The organism is Agarivorans gilvus (assembly GCF_001420915.1).
In the GTDB taxonomy this organism is placed as follows: domain Bacteria; phylum Pseudomonadota; class Gammaproteobacteria; order Enterobacterales; family Celerinatantimonadaceae; genus Agarivorans; species Agarivorans gilvus.
Map to the genome: position 1 here is coordinate 1,471,754 of NZ_CP013021.1, position 21,958 is coordinate 1,493,711.

At 47.2% G+C, this 21,958-nt stretch carries 20 protein-coding genes and 1 pseudogene; 7 read left to right on the plus strand and 14 right to left on the minus strand.

Features of this window, described 5'->3' with window-relative positions; genetic code table 11:
- Positions 1-167: 167 nt before the first annotated feature.
- Entirely contained in the window at positions 168-716 is a 549-nt protein-coding gene (locus AR383_RS06920) for a T6SS effector amidase Tae4 family protein (protein WP_055732474.1), read from the minus strand.
- Positions 717-851: 135 nt separating this feature from the next.
- Here AR383_RS06920 and AR383_RS06925 point away from each other — a divergent pair, with 135 nt between their 5' ends.
- Positions 852-2,006, plus strand: a complete 1,155-nt coding sequence (locus tag AR383_RS06925) for an IS110 family RNA-guided transposase (protein WP_055732475.1) — start codon at positions 852-854, stop codon at positions 2,004-2,006.
- 374 nt (positions 2,007-2,380) lie between these two features.
- Here the strand turns inward: AR383_RS06925 and AR383_RS06930 are convergent, their stop codons facing one another.
- The 7 genes and pseudogenes from AR383_RS06930 to AR383_RS06965 all read right to left on the minus strand — a co-directional run bounded on the left by AR383_RS06930 (position 2,381) and on the right by AR383_RS06965 (position 8,186).
- Entirely contained in the window at positions 2,381-2,620 is a 240-nt protein-coding gene (locus tag AR383_RS06930) for a hypothetical protein (protein ID WP_055732476.1), read from the minus strand.
- Positions 2,617-3,123, minus strand: coding sequence for a T6SS effector amidase Tae4 family protein (locus tag AR383_RS06935; protein ID WP_055732477.1), 507 nt, complete (start codon positions 3,121-3,123; stop codon positions 2,617-2,619). The genes AR383_RS06930 and AR383_RS06935 overlap by 4 nt, the downstream gene beginning before the upstream one ends.
- A gap of 290 nt (positions 3,124-3,413) precedes the next feature.
- Positions 3,414-4,331, minus strand: a pseudogene (locus AR383_RS21230) (IS5 family transposase).
- Between the two features lie 156 nt (positions 4,332-4,487).
- Complete coding sequence (locus AR383_RS06950) at positions 4,488-5,462, minus strand: DUF4917 family protein (RefSeq protein WP_055732479.1); 975 nt, start codon at positions 5,460-5,462, stop codon at positions 4,488-4,490.
- A 596-nt stretch (positions 5,463-6,058) separates the two neighbouring features.
- Complete coding sequence (locus AR383_RS06955; protein ID WP_055732480.1) at positions 6,059-6,664, minus strand: LysE family translocator; 606 nt, start codon at positions 6,662-6,664, stop codon at positions 6,059-6,061.
- A 55-nt stretch (positions 6,665-6,719) separates the two neighbouring features.
- Positions 6,720-7,415, minus strand: a complete 696-nt coding sequence (locus tag AR383_RS06960; protein WP_055732481.1) for a DUF4336 domain-containing protein — start codon at positions 7,413-7,415, stop codon at positions 6,720-6,722.
- 96 nt (positions 7,416-7,511) lie between these two features.
- Positions 7,512-8,186, minus strand: coding sequence for a 2OG-Fe(II) oxygenase (locus AR383_RS06965; RefSeq protein ID WP_055732482.1), 675 nt, complete (start codon positions 8,184-8,186; stop codon positions 7,512-7,514).
- Positions 8,187-9,030: 844 nt separating this feature from the next.
- On the opposite strand from AR383_RS06965, the gene AR383_RS06975 reads away from it, so the two are divergent.
- Positions 9,031-9,609: a hypothetical protein gene (locus AR383_RS06975; RefSeq protein ID WP_055732484.1), complete on the plus strand. Its 579-nt coding sequence runs from the start codon at positions 9,031-9,033 to the stop codon at positions 9,607-9,609.
- Positions 9,610-9,709: 100 nt separating this feature from the next.
- Here the strand turns inward: AR383_RS06975 and AR383_RS06980 are convergent, their stop codons facing one another.
- From AR383_RS06980 to AR383_RS07005, 6 genes are read right to left on the minus strand one after another with little or no spacing between them, the layout of a single operon-like run.
- Entirely contained in the window at positions 9,710-10,939 is a 1,230-nt protein-coding gene (locus tag AR383_RS06980; protein ID WP_055732485.1) for a tetratricopeptide repeat protein, read from the minus strand.
- Positions 10,940-10,947: 8 nt separating this feature from the next.
- Positions 10,948-11,595, minus strand: a complete 648-nt coding sequence (locus tag AR383_RS06985) for an energy transducer TonB (RefSeq protein WP_055732486.1) — start codon at positions 11,593-11,595, stop codon at positions 10,948-10,950.
- Positions 11,595-12,005 carry an ExbD/TolR family protein gene (locus AR383_RS06990; RefSeq protein ID WP_055732487.1) on the minus strand — a complete coding sequence of 137 codons (411 nt, stop codon included), beginning with the start codon at positions 12,003-12,005 and terminating at the stop codon, positions 11,595-11,597. The genes AR383_RS06985 and AR383_RS06990 overlap by 1 nt, the downstream gene beginning before the upstream one ends.
- 11 nt (positions 12,006-12,016) lie before the next feature.
- Positions 12,017-12,556, minus strand: a complete 540-nt coding sequence (locus AR383_RS06995) for a MotA/TolQ/ExbB proton channel family protein (protein ID WP_055732488.1) — start codon at positions 12,554-12,556, stop codon at positions 12,017-12,019.
- Positions 12,546-13,898 carry a MotA/TolQ/ExbB proton channel family protein gene (locus tag AR383_RS07000; protein ID WP_055732489.1) on the minus strand — a complete coding sequence of 451 codons (1,353 nt, stop codon included), beginning with the start codon at positions 13,896-13,898 and terminating at the stop codon, positions 12,546-12,548. The genes AR383_RS06995 and AR383_RS07000 overlap by 11 nt, the downstream gene beginning before the upstream one ends.
- A complete protein-coding gene (locus AR383_RS07005; protein WP_055732490.1) occupies positions 13,898-14,698 on the minus strand; it encodes a DUF3450 domain-containing protein in 801 nt (266 codons plus the stop codon). The genes AR383_RS07000 and AR383_RS07005 overlap by 1 nt, the downstream gene beginning before the upstream one ends.
- A gap of 281 nt (positions 14,699-14,979) precedes the next feature.
- On the opposite strand from AR383_RS07005, the gene AR383_RS07010 reads away from it, so the two are divergent.
- The 5 genes from AR383_RS07010 to fhuB are packed head-to-tail and all read left to right on the plus strand — an operon-like array spanning position 14,980 to position 21,673.
- The gene (locus AR383_RS07010) at positions 14,980-17,061 is read left to right on the plus strand and encodes a TonB-dependent siderophore receptor (protein ID WP_055732491.1); all 2,082 of its coding nucleotides are present in this window, start codon (positions 14,980-14,982) and stop codon (positions 17,059-17,061) included.
- 38 nt (positions 17,062-17,099) lie between these two features.
- Positions 17,100-17,912, plus strand: coding sequence for a siderophore ferric iron reductase (locus AR383_RS07015; protein WP_055732492.1), 813 nt, complete (start codon positions 17,100-17,102; stop codon positions 17,910-17,912).
- Complete coding sequence (locus AR383_RS07020) at positions 17,906-18,745, plus strand: ABC transporter ATP-binding protein (protein ID WP_083481525.1); 840 nt, start codon at positions 17,906-17,908, stop codon at positions 18,743-18,745. The genes AR383_RS07015 and AR383_RS07020 overlap by 7 nt, the downstream gene beginning before the upstream one ends.
- A gap of 8 nt (positions 18,746-18,753) precedes the next feature.
- Positions 18,754-19,689, plus strand: coding sequence for an ABC transporter substrate-binding protein (locus AR383_RS07025; RefSeq protein WP_055732493.1), 936 nt, complete (start codon positions 18,754-18,756; stop codon positions 19,687-19,689).
- Positions 19,682-21,673 carry a Fe(3+)-hydroxamate ABC transporter permease FhuB gene (gene fhuB / locus AR383_RS07030; RefSeq protein ID WP_055732494.1) on the plus strand — a complete coding sequence of 664 codons (1,992 nt, stop codon included), beginning with the start codon at positions 19,682-19,684 and terminating at the stop codon, positions 21,671-21,673. Before AR383_RS07025 ends, fhuB begins: the two co-directional genes overlap by 8 nt.
- Positions 21,674-21,958: the final 285 nt, after the last annotated feature.

The window sequence follows — 21,958 nt, forward strand, 5'->3', positions numbered from 1 at the left end:
AAACGCTGGCCACTGCCAAAATATAAGGAAATCAGCTAGCTCAGACTCTCCGTCAGGCCCGGGTTGAACATTAAAATAATCGGCATATATTTCGCTTAAAAGTGGCGTAGCAAAAAAACTTAAGAGGACAACAGAAACAACCCCTGACAGGAACGCGGTTAAATACTTCATTGATGCGTCTCCCAAAACCAGATTTCTTTCGAATCCTCAAAATCTGAAAACCTGTCGGTTATTGAGTGGATTCCAAATGATCCTATTCGTAGGTTAATCCTTGCCCAGGAGGAAAGGTCTGTAATGCGACTCCCATTCCAAATATCGATATGATCACCAGATCTATTTCTAAAAGACTCTTTCTTTCCCGATATTGTTCTTTGCCAATAGTCTTTAAAAAAAAAAATACCTTTCTTGCCCGACAGCTTTTTTGAAAATTCTTTTGGACTTACTTTGATGACGGGCTTGAGCCCGGGAAAACTAACTTTAGTTAATCCAATAGCGAGTTCTTCAGCGCGAATTACATGCCCTTCAGATTTATCATGTCCATGCCAACAATGAACTGCTCCAGGTATAGATGTCGTTTTAATACCGCATTTTGTTAGAGATACACCCACACGAATAGCGCATTGGTTTGCGAAATTCTTTTTTCCGTCAGTCACACATGGGTCTTTCTGATCCGTATTGGTTGGATGGTTGTCCCAAAGCTTCCTAAATGTGATCATTTCTTGCTCCTTAAGTTCGATTGATGTTGCCTAGACATAATGACTCCCCAAGAAGGTGCTGATCTCCAACTTCGTGGGTTAGCTGAAAGCCAGAGCCATAATAGTTAATAACAATAAACTAGATTGGAGATCAGCATGAACAAACATAACATACTTTTTATTGGCCTAGATACTCACAAAGAGTTTGTTGAAGTCGCCTGTATTGAAGGCCAACGAGGCACACAAGCTGTTCACTTCGGTAGAATATCTAGCGCTAAAACCGCTATTGTTAAACTGGCCAAGCAATTGCAATCTAAATACTCACAAGCCACCCTACACTTTGTCTATGAAGCGGGGCCTTGCGGTTACTGGATATATCGCCTGCTCACCAGCCTTGGCCATTGTTGTTATGTAGTGGCACCTTCGCTTATCCCTAAAAAGCCAGGCGATAAGATTAAAACCGATAAGCGTGATGCACTCAAACTTGCCAAGCTGCTAAAAACTGAAGACCTTACACCAATTTACGTCCCAGAGCCTGAAGATGAAGCAGTAAGGGATTTATCCCGTGCGCGTGAAACCGCCATGAAAGACCTAAAAGATGCCAAGTATCAGTTAAAAGCCCTGCTACTACGTAACAACATTAACTATGCGGGCACTGCCAATTGGTCGGCTAAACACCTGCGTTGGCTCACCGAGTTAGTACTGCCCCACCCAGCACAACAAATTGCGCTACAAGAGTATTTACACACCATTAATGAACGTATTGCTCGCTTAAAGCGTCTTGATAATGAATTAACCCATCAGGTACAAGCATGGCGTTATTACCCCGTAGTGAAAGCCGTACAAGCCATGCGTGGGATTCGGCTACTGGTGGCCACTGGCCTAATTGCAGAGCTGGGTGATATACGCCGCTTTGACCACCCGCGAAAATTGATGAGTTATTTAGGTTTAGTGCCTAGTGAACATTCAAGTGGGGGAAAACGACATATAGGCGCAATCACCAAATGTGGTAATGGCCGAGCTAGACGTTTACTTATTGAAGGAGCTCACAGCTACCGTTATCCCGCAAACATCTCTAGTGACTTACAGCTCAGGCAAGAAGGTTTACCCAAAGCGATTGTAGATAAGGCTTGGCAAGCTCAATTGCGATTGTGCCGCCGTTATCAACGCCTGATGCACAAAGGTAAACACTATAACGTGGTGGTAACCGCCATTGCCCGAGAGATGATTGCCTATATTTGGGCGATAGCTAAACAAGTGGTTTTAGTTGATGTTAACCCCAAACTGCGTTTAGCCAGAGTACCCGCATAATGACAAGAATAGAGTTAGTGCATGAGATTAAGCATCGGCTGTGGCACAACCACCGACGGCGTTAGGATGGCAAGGTTAATGATTTAGCCTTGACCCACGAGCATAGACTGAAGACAGGTGTCACGACGGAATAAGTAAGGTTAGCACTGCCCGTAATTTGGGTAATCTACGGATATCAGCATGAGAACCGACGAACTTACTTGCTTCAACCTTATGCATTAACTCGCCCTTTAGGCAAAGAGCAATGGTTCAACACGAGCTAGGGATTTAGGCGGCCAACTTGACAGGGGGAGTCATACCAACGCCGCCAGAACGGGCAAGGGCCAGCGGCTTGCCGCGCTGTGGCCTTTGTCCCCGAGGAGCGTAGTGACGAGTTAGTTACTGGCATTGTTAAATTTTTTTTTGCTGCGCCTATGTAAATAAACAGCCAAACCAAATGTAACTACGACAATAGACTCAATACCGACAAAATAGTTAAACCAAACGCTCGAAAAATCCTCATGAGATAACTCTGGATTAAGGTAATGGACTACCTCACCCAAATATTTTGCAGATAAAAACCATGCTAAAAGCATGCAGAGCAACATTGAGAAAAGAAGGGGGATGGCTTTCATTTTACCCTCCAGAACCAGATTTCTTTTGACTTAGAATAATCACCACCCGTGTTAAAGGTTGACGATATAAAAAACCAAGTTCGCCAATCAGTCAAACGAGAGCCATTCCATAAATCAATGTGGTCGCCAGTTCTATTTCTAAAAGTTTCACCTGACCTATTCCAGAAATCCTTAAAAAAGATAATACCGCTTTTTCCTGAAATGGTTTTTTGAAAGCTCAGCGGATCTACAAGCACTTTTTTGTCAATGCCAGAAATCCTGTTCCGAGAAAGCCCATTGGCTAACTCCTCCGCTGCTAGGACATGCCCATGACTTAATTCATGATGCCAACAATGCCGCTTTCTTGAAACGAGTTTTGTCGTATCCACACCGTTCGCCGCGAGGCATGAGCCCATTCGAATAGCACATTGATCAGAAAAATTCTTTTCTCCATTGGTACGACATGGCGCCTTTTCTCCTTGTATTGTAGGGTAGTTTTCCCAAAGTTCTTCAAATTTAATCATGATACACCTACTTGTTTAAAAAATTTAACGCTTCAAACACCGGTGCAGCTATGCTGCATCCGCGTGATTTGACTTGTTATATTCTCCGAACATGAACTGCTTATGCTTCTCATGCTCGCCCATTGACATGACGTAAAAAAGAAACTCTTTGTTTTTCTTATCTGATTTTGAGATCAGATCAGCTATCAGGTGTAAGCAATTTCGTTGCGAACTAGTTAATGTTGACTTAACCTCGGCCTTGTTGATCAATTCAGATCCAAGAATGCAGTAACCCCAAGGCGTTTTCCTCTTTATTCAGCTAGCTGACGAGCAGGCATACCTAGCCTGCTCATTTTGTTCAACGCGCACACTCCGGCCATGATTTCGCCGACTTGGGCGTTGTAACAACGTAGACTCAACTTGTCGCTAAGCAGTTGTTTGAAACGATACATCGCCGTCTCCTATAGTGAACGAAGATGGTAAGCATTGTCCCGTTTCCAGTTTTCCAACTCACCTTGCTTCAAGGCTTTTACTGCAACGTTCCGTGGGTGACCCGCTTCCCACATACCTGCATTCTTGCGTGGAGGGATTAGTGCAACAGCCTTCTTACGTTGTACTTCTTGATAGCTCTGCCGTGTGTCATAGGCACCATCAGCGCTTACTGCTTTCACTTTGCGCCGCAGCGGTCTCAACAAGGTGGGTAACACTTCACTATCGTGAACCCAGTCCATCGAGACCTCAGCACTCACTATCTGATGGCTCTGGGCATCTACTGCCATATGCAGTTTTCGCCAGACTCGACGCTTTTCAGCGCCGTGTTTACGCACCTTCCACTCTCCTTCGCCAAACACCTTAAGACCTGTAGCATCGATAACGAGGTGAGCCGCTTGACCTTGGCTAGGTAGGCGATAGTTGACTTCAACAGTCTTTGCTCGCTTGCTTATACAACTGTAATCGGGAGATTTTAAGTCGACCTTGAGCAGGCGAAACAATGAGTTGATGAAGCCTTCAAGAGCACGCAGTGGTAACTTGAATACGCCTTTAATCATCAGCGCAGTTGCGATAGCGGCGTCACTGTAAGTATGGCTGCGCCCTCGACGACCACTGCGCTCAGTGTTATTCCATAGTTCTATGGCTTTCTCATCCATCCAGAAGGTCAATGAGCCGCGTTGCTTCAGTGCACTGTTGTACAGCTTCCAGTTGGTGATGTTGCCTTTCGCTTTACCCATGTTTGGTGACCCGACAGATATAGATACTGATCAGATCCGCGACTGCTGAGTTAGTTCAATCTGATTTAGGAAACAACGCCGTTTTTGTGCAATAATTGGAGCTTGCGACATCTGCACAAAAACGGCGTAGCAAAATGTGTCGCTTGCAGTAACTTGTTATACCCAAACTGGCACCGTCGCTGCGTCATAAAATTCGACAACTAAACCAGGTGACTCAATGTAAGCTCTAGCATTTGCTTTTGTTCTTAAGTTCTCTTCACTATTTTCATCACCATAGAGGCTAACAAAGACTCTTGATAAATTACTGGCTTTGATCTGATCAAAAATATGTTTATCATTTTCATCCATAGAATGGCCAAAAATAAATAAATTGCCATCAAGTCTTTTTAGAGATTCATAGCACTTATTTAAATAAGGATTATGCTCAATCTTGCTCAGCTTTTTCTCATGAGTCGGCTCTGATACAAAAAGAGGAAAACGACCGTTTTCAAGATTGTTACGGACTTTATCAACGATTGTGTCTCCCCTGTCATCGCAAACATGTTTTTTTATACTTAGGCCTGTATCGTAAAGATGTAGCCCGCCATGTAAAAAGAAAACTTCTTGCGCTGTCCCTACTGATTGCCATGTTTGATTTGCCCTAAAGCCATCATCAGTTTGATGATTAACTGGAGCTAAGTCATTTTTATTTCTAGCCCAATACATTAATAAATCATAATTTACTGTATAAATTGCGTTAAATTGAAACATGAAGTTTCGAACAGCGACATACTGGTCATCAGTAACGTCATATGGTCGATCTGGGTGAGTATTTGAAATGGCTCTAATTAAGGCTTCTTTTAGTATGTCTTTATCTTCTTCAATATTGGAAAGGTACTGCTCATCTAGGCCATATGCTTCCCCTATAACCCCAGCAGATACTAAACTGTTCATAACCTTTTCAAAATCAAACGTCTCTAACTGTTCAAAAATATTTCTAATCACATTGTTTCTGGCACCAAAGTCAGCTTGTTCAAACAAATTGGCATAATTAAAAATATCAGCATCCCAGGCTTGAGAAAATCCATTTGCAAGAAGAATAGATACTGTTTCTTGATTTACCGACTCCATTGCTTCGTCAAACGTTTGCATAACCTATCCTTTGGGTATAACAGCATATTCAGAGGAAAATTTCCTTGTTTAAACAAGGAACCTTTCCTCTTTTCATGCATTTGATAAAAACCACCTTATCACTATTCCTATGCTATATCAGCCACCTAGCTCGAAAAATAACAAAAACGTCAGCATAAAAGTATGCAAGCCTTTGTGGAAAGTAGGAAATGCAAATTAACTGTATTTCACGCCCTCAATAGTCAAGATTGCGCTTTTCAATCCCCATCATCTTCGCCGAGTAGCGCAAATGAGCAAGGGGAGAAGTTGAAGTCTGTTTGAGCGTAGTGTTTACTTCAACGCCCTTGTGAGTGCGGTGAAAGCTTGGCTTTAAACAAAGCATCGCTTTGTAAGCTTGAACACAGGATCTAAGAAGATGCAGGGCGAGCTTTCTTTTTGCTTCGTTATTCTTTGCTCGTCAAAGAAAAACGACGTCGCCGTAGGCGAAATCATTACTCACAGCTCAATACAAAAGTAAATGATAAAAACCAGATTAACAGCCTCAAAAAGTCAATACACTGAACACACAATGGGGCAAAAAACGAGTGAGCACTTTCAGGTGGAGCGGTTCAATTAAACTACAACTGAAGTAACTCAGCCATCACCGGTAACACCGACACCACCAATAGCCCGGCCATGCTGAAGTTGAAATACTTACGTCGTGTTGGGCTGTTTAATACCGTCTGCAACACCGAGCCAAAAGCCAACCACAAACCCACACAAGGGAAAGACACCAACAAGAAAGTGCTGGCAATTAACAGATTTTGACTAAGGAAATGACTATCAACCGTTGTGAACGCTGCGATCGCACCGGTGGCCACAACCCAAGCCTTACCATTCACCCACTGAAATAAAGCCCCCTTCATAAACGAAAAAGGAGCGGCTTGTTGGTTGGCGCTAAGCTCACCCGCCGATTTCGCAATCAAATAGGCTAAATACAACAGGTACAACACCCCTGTACACTTGATGATCAGGTGCAATTGCGGAAATAGCTCAAATAACTGGGAAAAACCAAAACCCACCAACAACAGCATTACGGCAAAACCAACACAAATCCCAGTCAACAGCGGTAAACTACGTTTTACCCCAAAATTAAGCCCCGAGCTCATCAGCATGATGTTATTTGGCCCCGGCGTCACCGACGACGATACCGCAAACAACATCACTGCATATAAGTAATCCATATCACCATCCTTGTATCATCTAATACAGCCAATATGGGGCCAAGTCAGGGTTGCTTCAAGCGTGTTTGTTAAGCCAGCTAAAAGAGCGGCTTAAAAAGGCCTGCGCATCTTGCTCAATGACTAAACCATGTGCCATCACTACTTTTTGCGGCTGCCACGCCAACATTTGTTTAAAATGCTGAGCCGCTTCGGCCTTATGAAAGAAAAAACTTAAGCGCCAATCCAAGGGGGTTTTACCATTGGGCGCCACAATTCCCACCAGCTTAGCCACACTGCGCTGCCAAAAATTAAAATGACTAGGAGCAAAATTTTCCACTAGGTCGGTAAGTACTAAGGTCGCCGAAGGTCGATGGAAAAATACACACTCCTGCATCAAGGCAGAGCCTGAGAATAACAGCTGGTCTATCTGCTCGGCCCATGGCCAATCTTGCGCTGCATTTAATGAAGCAGTAAAACGAATGTCGCTGCGTTTTTTAATCAGCTCATCCGTACCATAGGCTTGCGCCTTAGGGTAGGTCTTCAGCCAATCGCCTATAAATAGATGATGTAAGTGATTGGGTGCGATTAGGTAGCTAAGCTCGCCTAAATTGGCGAGTTCTGCGCGAATCGAATCGTTTAATTCAATCGGGCTATGCACCCACAGCTTGCCATTAGCTAGGCGCACTACCGTCATGCGCGTGGAAAATGGCAACCCAAGAAAAGGTACGCTCGGCCCTTCTTCTATCCAAATATCGGCGGCTAATTGCTGCATTCAGCCCTCCCTATATAAGCTTTATTCGCTACTGGCTAAACCTTTACAGTTTTGCCCTAGCAAAGCAAACTAAACACCGATAATTTGGCGCAGCCACTAACGAGGTGGGTCAATCTTATTGTCGATGGAACAATTGACTCTAAACCAGCCAGCCACTGAATAACGATCGCGACTGGCGGGTAAGACTTCGTGGGGAAATTCCTCACTTAGAAACACCACCACTGTGCCATATAAAGGCACTACCTTTAGCCCCTCTCTATCTTGCTCGTCTCGATATAACACCAACTCGCCGCCATCGCTGGCCGACCAATTTGGATTCAAATAACACACCACCGACAATACCCGATTAGCCTCACCACGAAAGGCGTCATAATGGCGTTTGTAATAGGCACCGGGCGCATAATGCGCATAATGGCTTTCAAAGGAAAACAAGCCTAAGAACAGCCGCTGGTTTAAAAAGCTCTGTAAGCGTGACGTCCACGAAAGCCAAGTTTGCCCCGCTTCTGAGGCCTCACTTATCCAGCAAATTTCATCGGTTCTCACAAACTCGGTCTTTACAAAGTCATCACCTCGGCCAATGCCCGCCTCAACATAATGTGCATTATGTAAACTTTGCTGCTCGGTGAACAAGGCATCGCTAATGTCATTAGGTAAAGCCGCAACCCGAATACTGTAGCCCTGGTGGTATAAATCCTCGGCTATCAAGCTAAAGAGGGTTTCGTCGTTGTTATTTCCGCCTTTCGACGTAGGCAGTTCTACTAATGCGCCCAATATAAATTCCAGCTATTAATCAACACCATTAACCAGCTCTATGCCTCGCTAACCGCTAACCATTGAGCAAACCGTAAAGCATCATCTTAATCAGTGGTCGCTAAGCTCTCTCAAGGCTAGCCTTGCAGTTTGGCGAAGGTGACTGATGCCCTTAGCCACGCTCAATAAGAAAGGAAGAAGAGCAAGCGCAGCTAAAGACCCACTAGGTAAGTGAGGCGAGTGTAGTACGAATAGCGGCCTTGGCAAAGTCAATTTTGTAGCAAATTTATCTGCCAATACTGGCTTAAGTAAGGGCATCCATTAAGCCTGACAAATCAATCTTAATCGCATCTATCGGTTAGAGTTAATTTATATAAATAACAATCAGTTAAGCACAATCAACCTTGTCTTATAATACCATACGCCTTTAGGTTTCGCCTTCGGCGACATCATTTTTCTTTGCACAGCCAAAGAAAAACGAAGCAAAAAGAAAGGCTGCCCCAGCATCTCCTTATTTCCTGCGTTCCGCATTAACAAGGGCGCTGAAGCAAACTCGCTACGCTCAAACATGCTTCAACGTTATCCCTTGTTAATTTGCGTTACTCGGCGGAGATGAGGGGGGAACAAAAGCATAGTTCAATAGCGAAGGGGATACTTTAAAACATCTTTTTAAAATATTTTCCAATACTATCAACAACTTGAATATTTATGGCTTTCATTTTTTTCACGAAATGTATAAAGCTCCGACTTTTACTGCTAACTTATTTTTATCATTAAATAATCATCAGTGTTTACTTAAATTAAAGTGACAGAGTTAACATGAAAGGCCAATTTATACCTATTGTGCTTATAGAGGTAAGGCGAATTGAACAAGATTGATTCTATAATTCAGGACATCAGAACTGCGATATCTGCGGTGGCTGAAGATTTGGATTCTGAAACGGTAGACCTTGTTAACTTTTTGGGGCTTAAAGACGAAGCCGCATACCACTCTGTGATGGATTCCTTTTATTTACTAGAAGATACTCAGCTAGCAAAACGTGAATTTCTAAACATTGACTTTCTAGAAGAATCATTAGGTAAATTATATTTAATGTTCTATGGAGTTTTAAACTCCTGCTACATGCAACAACAAGCAGTACTTGTTATATCTGAAAAACTAAGAATTGAACAAAATATTGAAGAAATAAGAAACATAGAGGTTGTAACTTATCGGAACGATTTCTCAGCTCACTCAGCCAACAGGGGAAAAGGTAAGTCTGAGCACAGTTATATACTTGATAGATTAGCGATGAGAGAGGCAAAAGTTAAAGGTTATACAGCAAATAGCAAAACAGGCTTCATTTTCAAAGAAGCCAATATTAATTCACTGATATCTGATTGGGACGTTATGCTAGAGAAGCAATTAACTTTGATTTCTAAAAGAACACCCAAAAAACAGTAAACTTAGCCTTCTTTCACTATCAAGCCGCATATTGAACACTTTAGATAACTTTACAACTCACCAAAAAACTAGAAGAACAGCAGCGGCTAAAGCCGGTGGCCTAAGATGCCACCTGCTTTAGGTAGTTTAACCACACTTCGGTTTCGTTTTGTAAGCGACTATCTTGCTGGGCTTTAGTGAGTAATTGGCGAGCCTGTTGGTAGTTATTTAGATGCACATTGGCCACCGCTAGCATTAGCCACAGCTTAGGTTCTACCTCGGTTTGCTGCTCCACCAGCCTAGCTAAGATCTGCGCCGCCTTGGCCCATTGCTGCTGTTGCAATAACAACTGAGCATATTGACGCAGGTTACTGTTACTAGGTTCTATCTCGATTAATTTAGCCAAGGCTTCGCCAGCCTGCTGCTGTTGCTTGGCCAACAACCAAGCTTGGCTTAGCAAGCGTTGATTAGCCTTGTTTCGCGGCAACTGGTTTTGCTCTAGCGCTTGCTCAACGATGCTGGCGGCAAAAAAGGCATTACCCTCGCGCAGCAACAATTGGCTAAGCAAAGTGTAGTGTTCTGGTTTGGTGAATAAGCCCTGTTGATAGGCAAGGCGCATGCTAGCTAAAGCGCTACGCTGTTGTTTGGCGCGCAGCATTAAGGCGCTAAGCTGATACCAATGCTGCATTTGCTGTGGCTCTGCAGCCAGCAGCTGCTTTTGCCAAACAATGGCTTGCGGCCAGTCTTCTAGTTGAGAACGGCTCACCATTGCCATTTTATACCAGTTGAGCGGAACGGCTGCCGTTTGCATGCTTATTGCTCGCTCTATCGCCTTAGCGCCCGATTGCCAGCTCTCTAATTGTAAATAGGCCTGTGCCAAAAGGTGGTAATGACTGGCTTGCTGCTGGCTGGCATCAGTGGTGTTTAGCCACTGCTGCAACAAGCTAATACCCTGTTGCCAGTGGGCTAAGCTCATGTTTAGCTGCGCTCTTAACAGCAATAACTGTTGCGCCTGTTGTGCTTCAACATGGCCAGATGCCACGGCTTGCTCGTAGTAATTTAGCGCCTCTTGGTAGCGTTGTTGCTCCAGCAACAACTGACCGAGCTTGAGTTGCGTCAAGGCCAAAGCATAACTGGCTTTAGTCTGCTCGTTTAAACGGCCCAGTAGCTCAACAAGCAGCTTTTCTGCCTGCGGATATTGCTGGCGTTCACGCAGCTCGGCGGCCTGACTAAGTTGCTGATATTGATAGGGGCTTAATTGCGGCCCGGCGGCCATAACCTTAGGAGCGCCTGCAGCAGCGAGCATAACCAGCATCAGCAGCCAAGTTTTAGAACTTCGTTTAATCAACATCTTGCCTCCTATTCTGCCAACTTAAATTCTAAGGTTTGTAAGGCCTTAAAGCCGACGTTTTGGCCGTTCTCGGTTTTGGGCTGAAAAGTCCAACGGTAGAGCGCCCGCTTCACCGCCAAATCAAACACCCCCTTAGGGTTTGATTGCAACACCTCAATAGTGCCTGCGACCACGCTGCCATTGGGCGCAACTTGAAAGCTCACGGTAACAGAGCCCTCAATCTTGCGGCGCATCGCCGCGCGCGGATAACTAGGCGCGAACTTAGATAAGGCCACCGGATTACGCTCGATGGACACTTCCACCGGCCCTGGCGGGGCAAAATCGGCCAAGCCCGCCACCATGTTTATCGCCACCGGAGAGCTTTCTATTTGCGGTAGCGTTAAATCAATATTGGGCAGGCTTGAACTGGTTTTGGGCTCACTGCTCAGTTGCGGCAGAGCCAAGGGCTCGGCTATTTCTGGCTCTGGCGGCTTCTCTCGCTCTCGGGTACGCAGCTCTACATCACTGTCTTGCAACTGCACTAAAAAGGGATTTAAGCGCACTTCATTACTGGGCTTAGGCAAACTTTGGCCCAGCCCAGCTAACTGAGCCAGCCCCCAGAAAAAGCTCAGTGCTGCTAGCAAGCCCAAGGGCGACAACATCATTAAACGCAGCACTACTGTTCTCCTGCGCGAGTTGCCACCGAATACGGCACATTTGCCAAGCGTAACTGATCCAACAACTTCACCAACTGACCAGTACTGGATTCTTCGTCGGCTTGTACCACCACGGCTAAGTCGGCCTGCTCGGTCTTAAGCCGCTCTAAACTTGGCCGCACCATACGAATATCGGTTAACTGACGATCTAACCAAATGTCTCCACTGGCCGACAGCGCCACCATCACCGCGCCTTGGCTTTGTTCACTACTGGTTTGCGCTTCAGGGCGCTGTACCTCTATCCCCGCTTCTCGAACGAATGAAGTGGATACGATGAAGAAAATCAACATGATAAATACGATGTCCAACATCGGCGTCATGTCGATTTGGGCTTCCTCGTCTTGCTGAGCAAATATTCTGCTTTGTCGCATAATGTCTAACCTTAGGCCTTAGTCAAAGTGGCTCGACCACTTTGAATACGAGTATAAGAGGCCTCTAAATGGGCACGCTGGCGAATCGCCCAACGCGCCAAATGAGTATGAAAAATCAAACCAAATACCGCCACCGCCATACCCGCCATGGTTGGTAAGGTGGCCTTGGCGATGCCCGCCGCCATTAAACGTGGATTACCGGTGCCATTTATAGCGAGGCTATCAAACACCTCAATCATGCCGGTAACGGTGCCCAATAAACCAATTAAGGGACACAATGAAATCAACACTTTGATAAACGACAGGTGCTGCTTTAGCTGCAAGTCAATGTCGCAGTAATGACTTTGCCAACGATAGACCTGAACATAAGCCGCGGCCTGTTGTATAAACTGCCGATGCAAAGCAGGAAACGTCACCATGCGAAACCAATAGCGCTCTAGCAACAGTGTGATTAACAGAGCGCTCAGCACTAAAATAGCGCCAAGCACCCAGCCACCCGAGTTTAAAAACTCACGTAATAATGTGCCGGCTTGTGACCAATCAAGCAGCATCTTTAAAGTCCTGCCGTTGCTCTCTGCGATCGGCTAATAAAGCCGTGCTCTTTTGCTGCAGAATTTGCAAAATTCGTCGGGTACGGGTGCTTAATAGGTTGTGACTAAACAATAAGGGGATCGCCACAATCAAACCCACAACGGTGGTAATCAACGCTTGCGAGATCCCCCCGGCCATCAGCTTCGGATCGCTAGTGCCAAACAGGGTTATGCTTTGGAAGGTGCCAATCATTCCGGTTACCGTGCCCAATAAGCCCAGCAGCGGCGCTACCGCAGCAAACAGCTTAATTAAACTTTGGCCACGCTCTAAACCGGGCATTTCTTCAAGTATCGCTTCCTCAATACGCAAACTTAAATCATCTACCGCTAAATCACTGTGCTGCGCTTTAGTTAATACTCGGCCCAGCGGATTATTGGTATTTAATTGGCCTATGTTGGCCAACTGGCGTTTAACTTTCAGCTCGTTTAGCCACAGCGCGACAATTCGCCATAAGGCCATTAACAAACCAATCGCGCCCAAACCAAGAATAATATAAGCCACTACCCCACCTTGTTTGAGGCGAGCCAGTAAGTCGGGGGTTTGTTCTAACATCGCCAATAACTGGCCGCGGGTCACATCCACCAGCAGAGCAGCGGGCTGTTGGCTATTAACAAAAGCCTTGGCCTGAGACACTGCGCTAGCGCTGGGTTGGCGAGGCAGAACTTGCACTTGATTTAATTGGCTTTGCCAACGCAGAAACTGCCCCTCTTGGTCAATCAGTTGAAAGTTACCCAGGCGCAGTAGCGAACGGCTTTGGCTTTGCCCGCTTGGGCTCACCACTTCGCGTTGAAAACGCACCGTTTTACCTGATTCGCTCAGTTCATGATGCAAGGTCACCCACAGCGCCTTAAATTCCTCTAGGCTGGGAATACGAGCTTGATCGGCAAAGGCTAAACGCTGCTCGCGCTGTGGAAATTGCGCACTAACTAAAGAATCTTTCAAGGCTCCCTGGGCCTCACTGGCCTGCTGCTTAATTACCCCAAATACTTCACCTAACTGGCCGGTGCGCTGAGTTAACAGCTGCTGCTGTTCTGTTAAGCGCTCTTCATTATTGTCGAAGCTGGCCTTTAGCTGCTGTTGGCGTTGCTCGGCCGCGGCTAAGCGCTGCTGGCTTTGTTTTAATAGGGCCTGTTGCTGGGCTAAGTCTTGTTTAAACTCATTCAAGCGCTGTTGGTTGATTTGGCTATCATGACCACTGATATCCTGCGCTACTTTATCCCAGCTACGACTGGTGATTTCACTCTGTTGGGCATAGCTACTAAGACTAAAAACGACACTAAGAATAATAATGGCTGCGCGCATTACTGAGCCTCCACGGCGGGATTAACAGGAAGAGTTAACAACTGAGGAATCGCTTGCTGCCAAGCCACTTGCATAGCGCTGCGTAAGCTCTGGTTATAACTAGCATCAAGTGCTTGCCAACGCTGCGCCTGAGCGTCCCACAGGGCACTGTATTTAGTATCAAGGGTTTGGCAATACAGGGCACTACGACCTAAACGGAAAAAGTTTAACTGTAAGGACTCACCCGCATTGCTAGTTTCAACAAAGGGCAGTTGCGCGGCAGGCAATTGCGCCTGATAGGCTTCAATAGTACGGCCGTATTCAATTTCGATTTGATAGGCCTCTAAGACTTGGCGATACTTTTCTGCCAAGCTCACATCGGCGCGCTGTAAATTGGCATGCAAGCGATTGATGCGCCGAGCACGTTCCTTAGCTAAAAACGGTAGGTCGTGTTCAATAAACTGACTCAGGGCCTGCAACATATCCACCAGCAAAGGCAAGGCCGCCTGCTCGGTGGCGGCTAGCGAGTCTAATTGCAGCGCTAAATCAGCCAACTCCTGCTGTTGCGAGTTCACCATTAAGGCTAGCTGTTTGTTGTAGGCTTCTAGCAAATCGGCTTGTTGTTGGTTTTGCTGATAGCTCAGCATAGCCACTTGGCTTTGCTCGTCGAGCTTATCGATTTGCTGTTGATTGTGTTTATTGTTCTGGTGGGTCTTTATCGTGGTAGCTAGGCTGTTATCCAGCCCACTCGCCAGCAGTGAACTGCTCAACAGCAAACTACTCACTGCTGCAAGGTGCTGTAAAAACTTGAAAATCTTCATTGTATTACCATAAATGTATTTACATAGTGGGCTTAGCTGCAAGCCTAACAAGGCAAAAACTCACACCACCCTCTAGCCAAGTGTTGAACTGGGCCTTTGTTTTATTCAATTCCGCCCTTAATGGGCATCCCCTTAATATTTAACAACAAAATCTTCACATTAAACCCTAAAATTTAATACAAATAAGAATTGTTATCATTTGTATTTGATAATATCATACCGCCCATCAATTTAAAGAAAAAACTCCATACATGATTAGAAAACAGGAACGCTTAATAACAATGAAACGGACTCAACTAGCGATATTGATTACTGCGCTTGTCAGCCAAAGCGCCCTTGCTGAACAGCAAGAACCATCACTTGAAGTGGGCGAAACAATGACCGTAGTGGCACAGCAAGGCATTGCCAATTCCACCACCACGGGAAGTAAAATGGATGTGCCGATCAAAGAGCTGCCCTTTTCTGTCGCGGTGGTCGATCAACAATTCATCCAAGACACTGGAGTGAAAAACATCCAAGATGCCTTGTTATATACCTCTGGTGTATATGCCGGCACCTTTGGCTTAGACTCGCGCGGAGACTGGACTAAGATTCGCGGAGTGGCCCCCACCCAGTATTTGGATGGAATGAAAACCAACTTCGGCAACTACAATAATACTCGCCCCGATCCTTTTAGCTTAGAGCGCATAGAAATATTAAAAGGCCCCTCTTCAGTACTCTACGGTCAAGGCTCTACCGGCGGCACGATTAACTTGGTATCCAAGCTACCTCAGCAACAAGCGGCTCATCAACTATGGTTGCAAGGCGGCTCTCATCAGCGTAAGCAGGTGGCTATTGACTCAACAGGCCCCATCGCTAACAGCAAACTGCTTTACCGCATTGTAGGTTTAGCTCGTAAGGCCGATACTCAGGTAGAACATACCGAAGATAATCGCTACCTGATTAACCCCTCGTTAACTTGGATGATCAGCCCTGAGACCAACCTGACATTGCTGGCCAATTTCCAAAAAGATGAAACCGGCACAGTATTGCAATTTGTGCCTGCCGAAGGCAGCTTATACGCAGGTCCCAATGGCCAATACATTGCCAGAAGCACCTTTTTAAGTGAGCCTGGCTGGGATGGTTACGACACCGAACAAACCTCATTTAGTGCGTTATTTGATCACCGTTTTAATGCGATTTGGTCGTTAGCCGCAAACGCCCGTTATACCGATAGCGAATCAGATTACCGCTCGATGTGGTCACTGCCAACGGGAGCGACTAATCCCGATGGCACGCCAATTTACTACCTGCCAGATGGCAGCATTAACCGTGCGGCTTACCACAAACAAGGCCAAAGTAAGGTATTTAATGCCGATGTTCGTGCCACCGCTAACTTCCTCACAGGCAATGTAGAACACGCCCTATTAATGGGAATAGATGCCCAACAAGCGAAAACCCGCGATGATGTTTGGTATGGCAGCGGCGGTACGATTAACCCTTACGCGCCAGTGTACGGCAATGTGCCTAGCGGCTACACCATTAGCCCCGGCGCTGAGAATACCAACTCACAACTGGGCCTGTATGTCAGTGACCAAATCACGTTGCAGCGGGCTTCAATTAATGCCGGCCTACGTTATGACAGTACCAAAACTGAAACCGATGGCTCGTCTATTAGCCCTAGCGACCAAGCCTTTTCCGGCCGCCTAGGCGCGATGTACCATTTCGATAGCGGCGTTTCGCCCTATTTAAGCTACTCACAATCCTTCGAGCCTCAAGGCACGGTTAACGATGCCAATAGCGGCCAAACCCTGTACTTAGATCCGCTCCGCGGCGAACAGTATGAACTGGGTTTGAAATATCAACCCGAAGGACAAGATCTACTGGCCACCTTAGCCGTATACGACATTGCCCAAAGCAACCGTGCGCAAGCCGACCCCAACGGCGGGATCCGCAGCTTAGCCGAAGTCAGTATTCGTGGGGCCGAGTTTGAAGTAAATAAACAATGGCAACAGTTTGAGCTATTGGCTAGCTACACCTATCAGCAGACCGAGGATAAACAAAACGGCCATCGCTTGGCGTATATTCCCGACCAATTGGCATCTGCTTGGGCAAGCTACCGCTTTAGCGACCGCTTAGAAGGACTGCGAATTGGCTTAGGTAGCCGCTATGTTGGCGATACCACCGATGGCAGCGACCTATACTCGGTACCGGCTTATACGGTATTTGATGCCATGGTGGCCTACCAAACCGGTCAATGGGAACTGAGTGCCGACGCCAAGAACCTATTTGATAAAAACTACGTCGCCTACTGTTCAAGCTCTGGTACTTGTGGTTATGGGGAAGGCTTATATGTCACCGCTAATGCACGCTACAACTTTTAAGTTATGCGCCGCTAAGCGGAACCGCAACAAGGAGAGTTATGCCAAAGCCGCTTGAGACCAACAGCGACTTGCTTAGCCAACAATTGCTCGCTGCTTGCAAAAGCAGCGAGCCTTTTGCCGTGCTCGCCTCGGCAGTTCACCCGGCACTAAGCGATATAAGTGACAAGCCCGCAGCGGCGGAGATCAGCTTAGCTGATAGCAGCCAAGGGCTTGAGCGCTTATATCAATTTTGGCAACGGCAACAACCTGAGGCAGGCGAGCGTTATTGGGTGACCCGAACGTGGACCATGCTCAGCTGGCAAGCAGTCAGCTTGAGTTTAATTGGCGTTTATGCTGCGCAGCGTAGCCTCGATTTTAGCCAATTGGTGCAAGGCTTTAACCCTCAAACCGGGGTGGTGAGTGGTTACAAAAACCTACACTTAAGCGCGTTACAGCAAAGCCATGCGAAGACGCTGGCTAGCACTTGCCAGTCATTGAAACAGTTATTGGCAGACTATTTTCATCGGCTACAAGGCTTAGCAAACCTACGTGAAGCGGTGGCGATGCGCCTAGTGAAAGACCAACTGGCGCGCTTCATGCTGTTGATAGCCGAACACCGCTGCCCCCTTAAAGGAGAGTCTCTAAATCAACTGTTACTACCGTGGTATCAACAACTGCAACTGAGCAGTAAATCGCCTTTTTTCGAATTAGAACTGGGCCCACAAAGCAGTAAAACCTTGGCTAAGCCCTCGGCCTGCTGTCAACATCATCTACGCCAAGATGGTGACTACTGTTTGGCTTGTCCCAAATTAAACCGAACCGAGCTTGCCCAACAGCTTGCTCTGCACCAACAAGAACTACAGCAATGTTAATCTCCTCTAACAGCTCTTCCAAGGGCTCTTCCGCGAAGGCTACCCGCCCCCAAGACGCTAAGTTAACACTACAAAATGTGGCAGTGCGCCATCAGCACTCCACGGTGTTAGAAATTGATCAGCTGAGTCTATCGGCTCAGCAAATCACCGTGATTCTGGGTCATAACGGCTCGGGTAAATCGACGCTGATGAAGCTATTGGCGCGCCAACAGGCGCCCAGCAGCGGAACCATTAGCCTTAATGAGCAAGCCTTAAGCCGCTTCTCACAACGCCAACTAGCCCAACAACTGGCTTACTTACCGCAACGTTTACCCGACGTAGCAGGACTTAGCGTAACCGAACTGGTACGGCTGGGGCGCTTTCCATGGCGTGGCACGCTAGGGCGCTGGAGAAAACAAGATCAGCTCGCGGTAGAGCAAGCCATGAGCGATACCAATGTCAGTCATTATGCCCAGCATCTCGCCGATCAACTCTCTGGAGGGGAACGCCAACGAGCCTGGATAGCCATGCTGCTAGCCCAACAGGCTCCGCTGTTATTACTCGACGAGCCCACCTCGGCACTGGATTTGGCACATCAATATGAGTTGATGACGCTCCTGGGCCGACTCAACCAACAGCAGCAACGCGGCATTATTGTGATTTTGCATGACGTGAATCTGGCCTGCCGTTTTGCCGACCGCATTATCGCCCTGAAACAAGGTAAAATTTGCTTTGATGGCAGCGCCGAGGCATTGCTGCAAAGCGACACCCTAAAACAGGTTTACGGACTCAATTTCGATTTAATCACTCAGCCTAGCCAATCCCTGCCCGTTGCCGCCGTGGCCGGCCTCTAAGGAACTCCATGAACTTACTAAAAGCCCCCACCAGCTGGAATATGATTAAAGCCTTACTGCTATTCAGCCTGTTAAAATCCAGCTTGGCTTGGTCTATCAGCATTGAAGATGACCTGCAAACTCATCACTTTGAGCAAACACCCACTCGCGTCGTCGCACTAAATTGGTCAATGGCAGAAAACCTGATTGAACTGGGGATCACTCCGGTGGGCATTGCCGATATAGCTGGCTACCAAAGCTGGGTGGTGAAACCGGCAATCCCAGTGGGAGTCACCGATGTGGGCACTCGCACCGAACCCAATCTTGAGATCATTCAAGAGCTTAAGCCAGACCTAATTTTGCTTAGCAGCATGCAGCAAGATATGCTGCCGCGCTTGCAAAAAATTGCCCCTACCCTGTTTTACGACTCGTTTAATGCCAAGCAAGATAACTACCTTAAGTCACGCGAGATCTATCTCAGCCTGGCAAAACTGTTGGATAAACAAGACTACGCCCAGCAGCGCCTACAACACTTAGAACAAGAGTTAGAGAATTTGGCCGCTCAGTTACAGCAGCACTTCTCCGGGCAACTGCCTGAAGTCACCACCATTCGTTTTAACAACCCCGCCACGGTGATTGTTTATGGTGATAATTCGATGTCGCAGGCAGCGGCTAAACGACTCGGCTTACAATCGGCATTGCCACAAAAAGCCTCACAATGGGGTATTACCCAGAAGAAGATCACCGAGCTTGCCAAGGTAAAAGACGGCATCGTGGTCAACATCGAGCCCTTTGCTTTTTCCGAACAACTGAATAAATCACCACTGTGGCAGGCCATGCCTTTTGTTAAAAAAGGCCACTACACCACTATGCAATCCGCTTGGAGTTATGGCGGCGTGCATTCGGTTCTCTATCTGGCCCAAGCCCTGACTGCCAGTCTGTTAACTATAGAAAGCCATGACTAATCATTATGCGGCATCGCTAGTCCGCCGTTATGGGCTAGCTAGTATTGCTCTACTGCTAAGCATACTGCTGTACCTACAACTCGGTGAAACGCCCAGCTTAGCCAAGCAATTTAGCTTGCTCACCTACGGCCAAGCCGAAGAGTTTGTTGAGGTACTGTTTTTACACGTTACCCTACCGCGACTTTGTTTGGCGTTAATGGTAGGCGCAGTACTCGGTCTAGTAGGTAGCCTGCTTCAGCAACTAACCCAAAACAGGTTGTTATCGCCGATGACTCTCGGGGCATCTTCTGGCGCTTGGCTCGCTTTGGTTTGTCTCAGTGTTTGGTTACCCAGCGCCATTGGCAGCTACGACCATTGGTTTGCCATGGCAGGAGCCATGCTGGCAACGGCTTTGGTGATGGTTATTGCTGGTCGCCAAGGTTTAGGCGGCTTGCCGATTATTCTTTCAGGCTTAGCAATTAACCTGTTATTAGGCGCCATTGCTACCGCCATTGTGATGACTCATGATCAATATGCCAAAAACCTGTTTATTTGGGGAGCAGGAGATTTAAGCCAAACCGACTGGTCTTGGGTGCACTGGTTACTGCCCAAATTATGGGTGATTCCTGCGCTATTTATTCTCGCTCCACGCCCACTGACCCTATTACGACTAGGCGAGCAAGGCGCAGCGGCACGCGGCTTAAGCCTGCTGCCCACCATGCTCATTTTATTGAGTCTGGGGATATGGGCGCTAGCCTGTGCCATTACTGCGGTTGGGGTGATAGGGTTTATTGGCCTACTCGCTCCCAACATTGTGCGTAGCCTTGGCGCCAGAAGCGCCAGAGACCAACTTGCCTTCAGCGCCCTACTCGGTGGCTTATTATTACTGCTCACCGACATGCTAGCCTTGCTGGCCAGTAACTACAGCGCCAATATGATCCCCAGCGGCACCGCTGCCGCATTAATTGGTGCTCCCGCCTTAATTTGGTTTAGCCGCGGTAAATTAGGCGCTAAAGATCAACAAAGCCTAGAGCTGCCCAAGGGCGCTCAAACGCTGAGTAAAGGCCTGCCTTACCTATTAGCACTGCTGCTACTAGCCATGTTATTTGTCGCCTTATTTTTAGCACCATCGTTGCACGGTTGGCAGTTTGACCTAAGCAACTCGCTAACTTGGGAACTGCGCTGGCCACGGGTATTTGCAGCACTGGCAGGTGGTGCCGCTATGGCAATAGCCGGGGTAATATTGCAGCGCCTGATCCGCAACCCGTTGGCGAGCCCCGACATACTAGGCATGTCAGCAGGGGCCACATTTGCCTTGGTACTCACCACCCTATTTACCGGCGCCTCTATTTTTGAAGTGGGCTCACTAGTGGCTTTTTTGGGTAGCAGCGCAGTATTAGCACTGTTATTAATACTGGGGCGAAAACACCAGTTCGCTCCTTCTATGGTCGTGTTGATCGGTATTGCTTTAGCGGCACTAATAGACGCACTCGTTGCCTTTGCCATGGCCAAGGGCAGCGATGAGGTATACAGCATACTCGGCTGGTTATCCGGCACCACCTATCGAGTAGAGCCAGCCAAAGTCGTCCTATTATTGGTTGTGGTAACACTATTAGCGTCGATTAGCCTTGCACTGAATCGCTGGTTAACCCTGATCTCTGCTGGCGATGATATTGCACTCGCCCGCGGTCTCAACATCAATAAGGCGCGCCTAATACTACTGCTAGTCGTTGCGCTATTGTGTGCGGTGGTCACCGCAGTAATTGGGCCACTGGCATTTGTTGGCTTATTGGCACCGCATATGGCGGTAATGCTGGGTGCTCGCAAAGCAGCTCCGCAATTATTGGTAGCCTGCGCGCTTGGTGCCTTATTAATTCTGCTTTCTGATTGGTTGGGCCGAGTGATGTTATTTCCAATGCAAATGCCCGCTGGCACCATAGCCTCGGTATTAGGCGGCAGTTACTTCGTACTCATGTTAGTGCGCGGTTCCAAGCAAGGCCGCTAAGGCCCTTTAACCCACTTGCCACTTTGAAGCAGCGTCAAAGTGGCAAGTCGCGCCGCAACTCTGGTTAATTCATAAACCTGACCTTCACCGCAACCGGTGCTACGCCCACTCAACTCACCCACCAATAAGCACCACCATGAGCTTATTGCTCGGCTTAACTCCGAGCTGCTATTAAACGGGCTAAAGTAGACCAAGAGCCGTCTAGCTCTCGCCCTAAAAGCTTATACAAAGCAAGTCCATCGGCTTCGCCGTTTTATTAACTGTATTATTATAAAGCAAAAACCA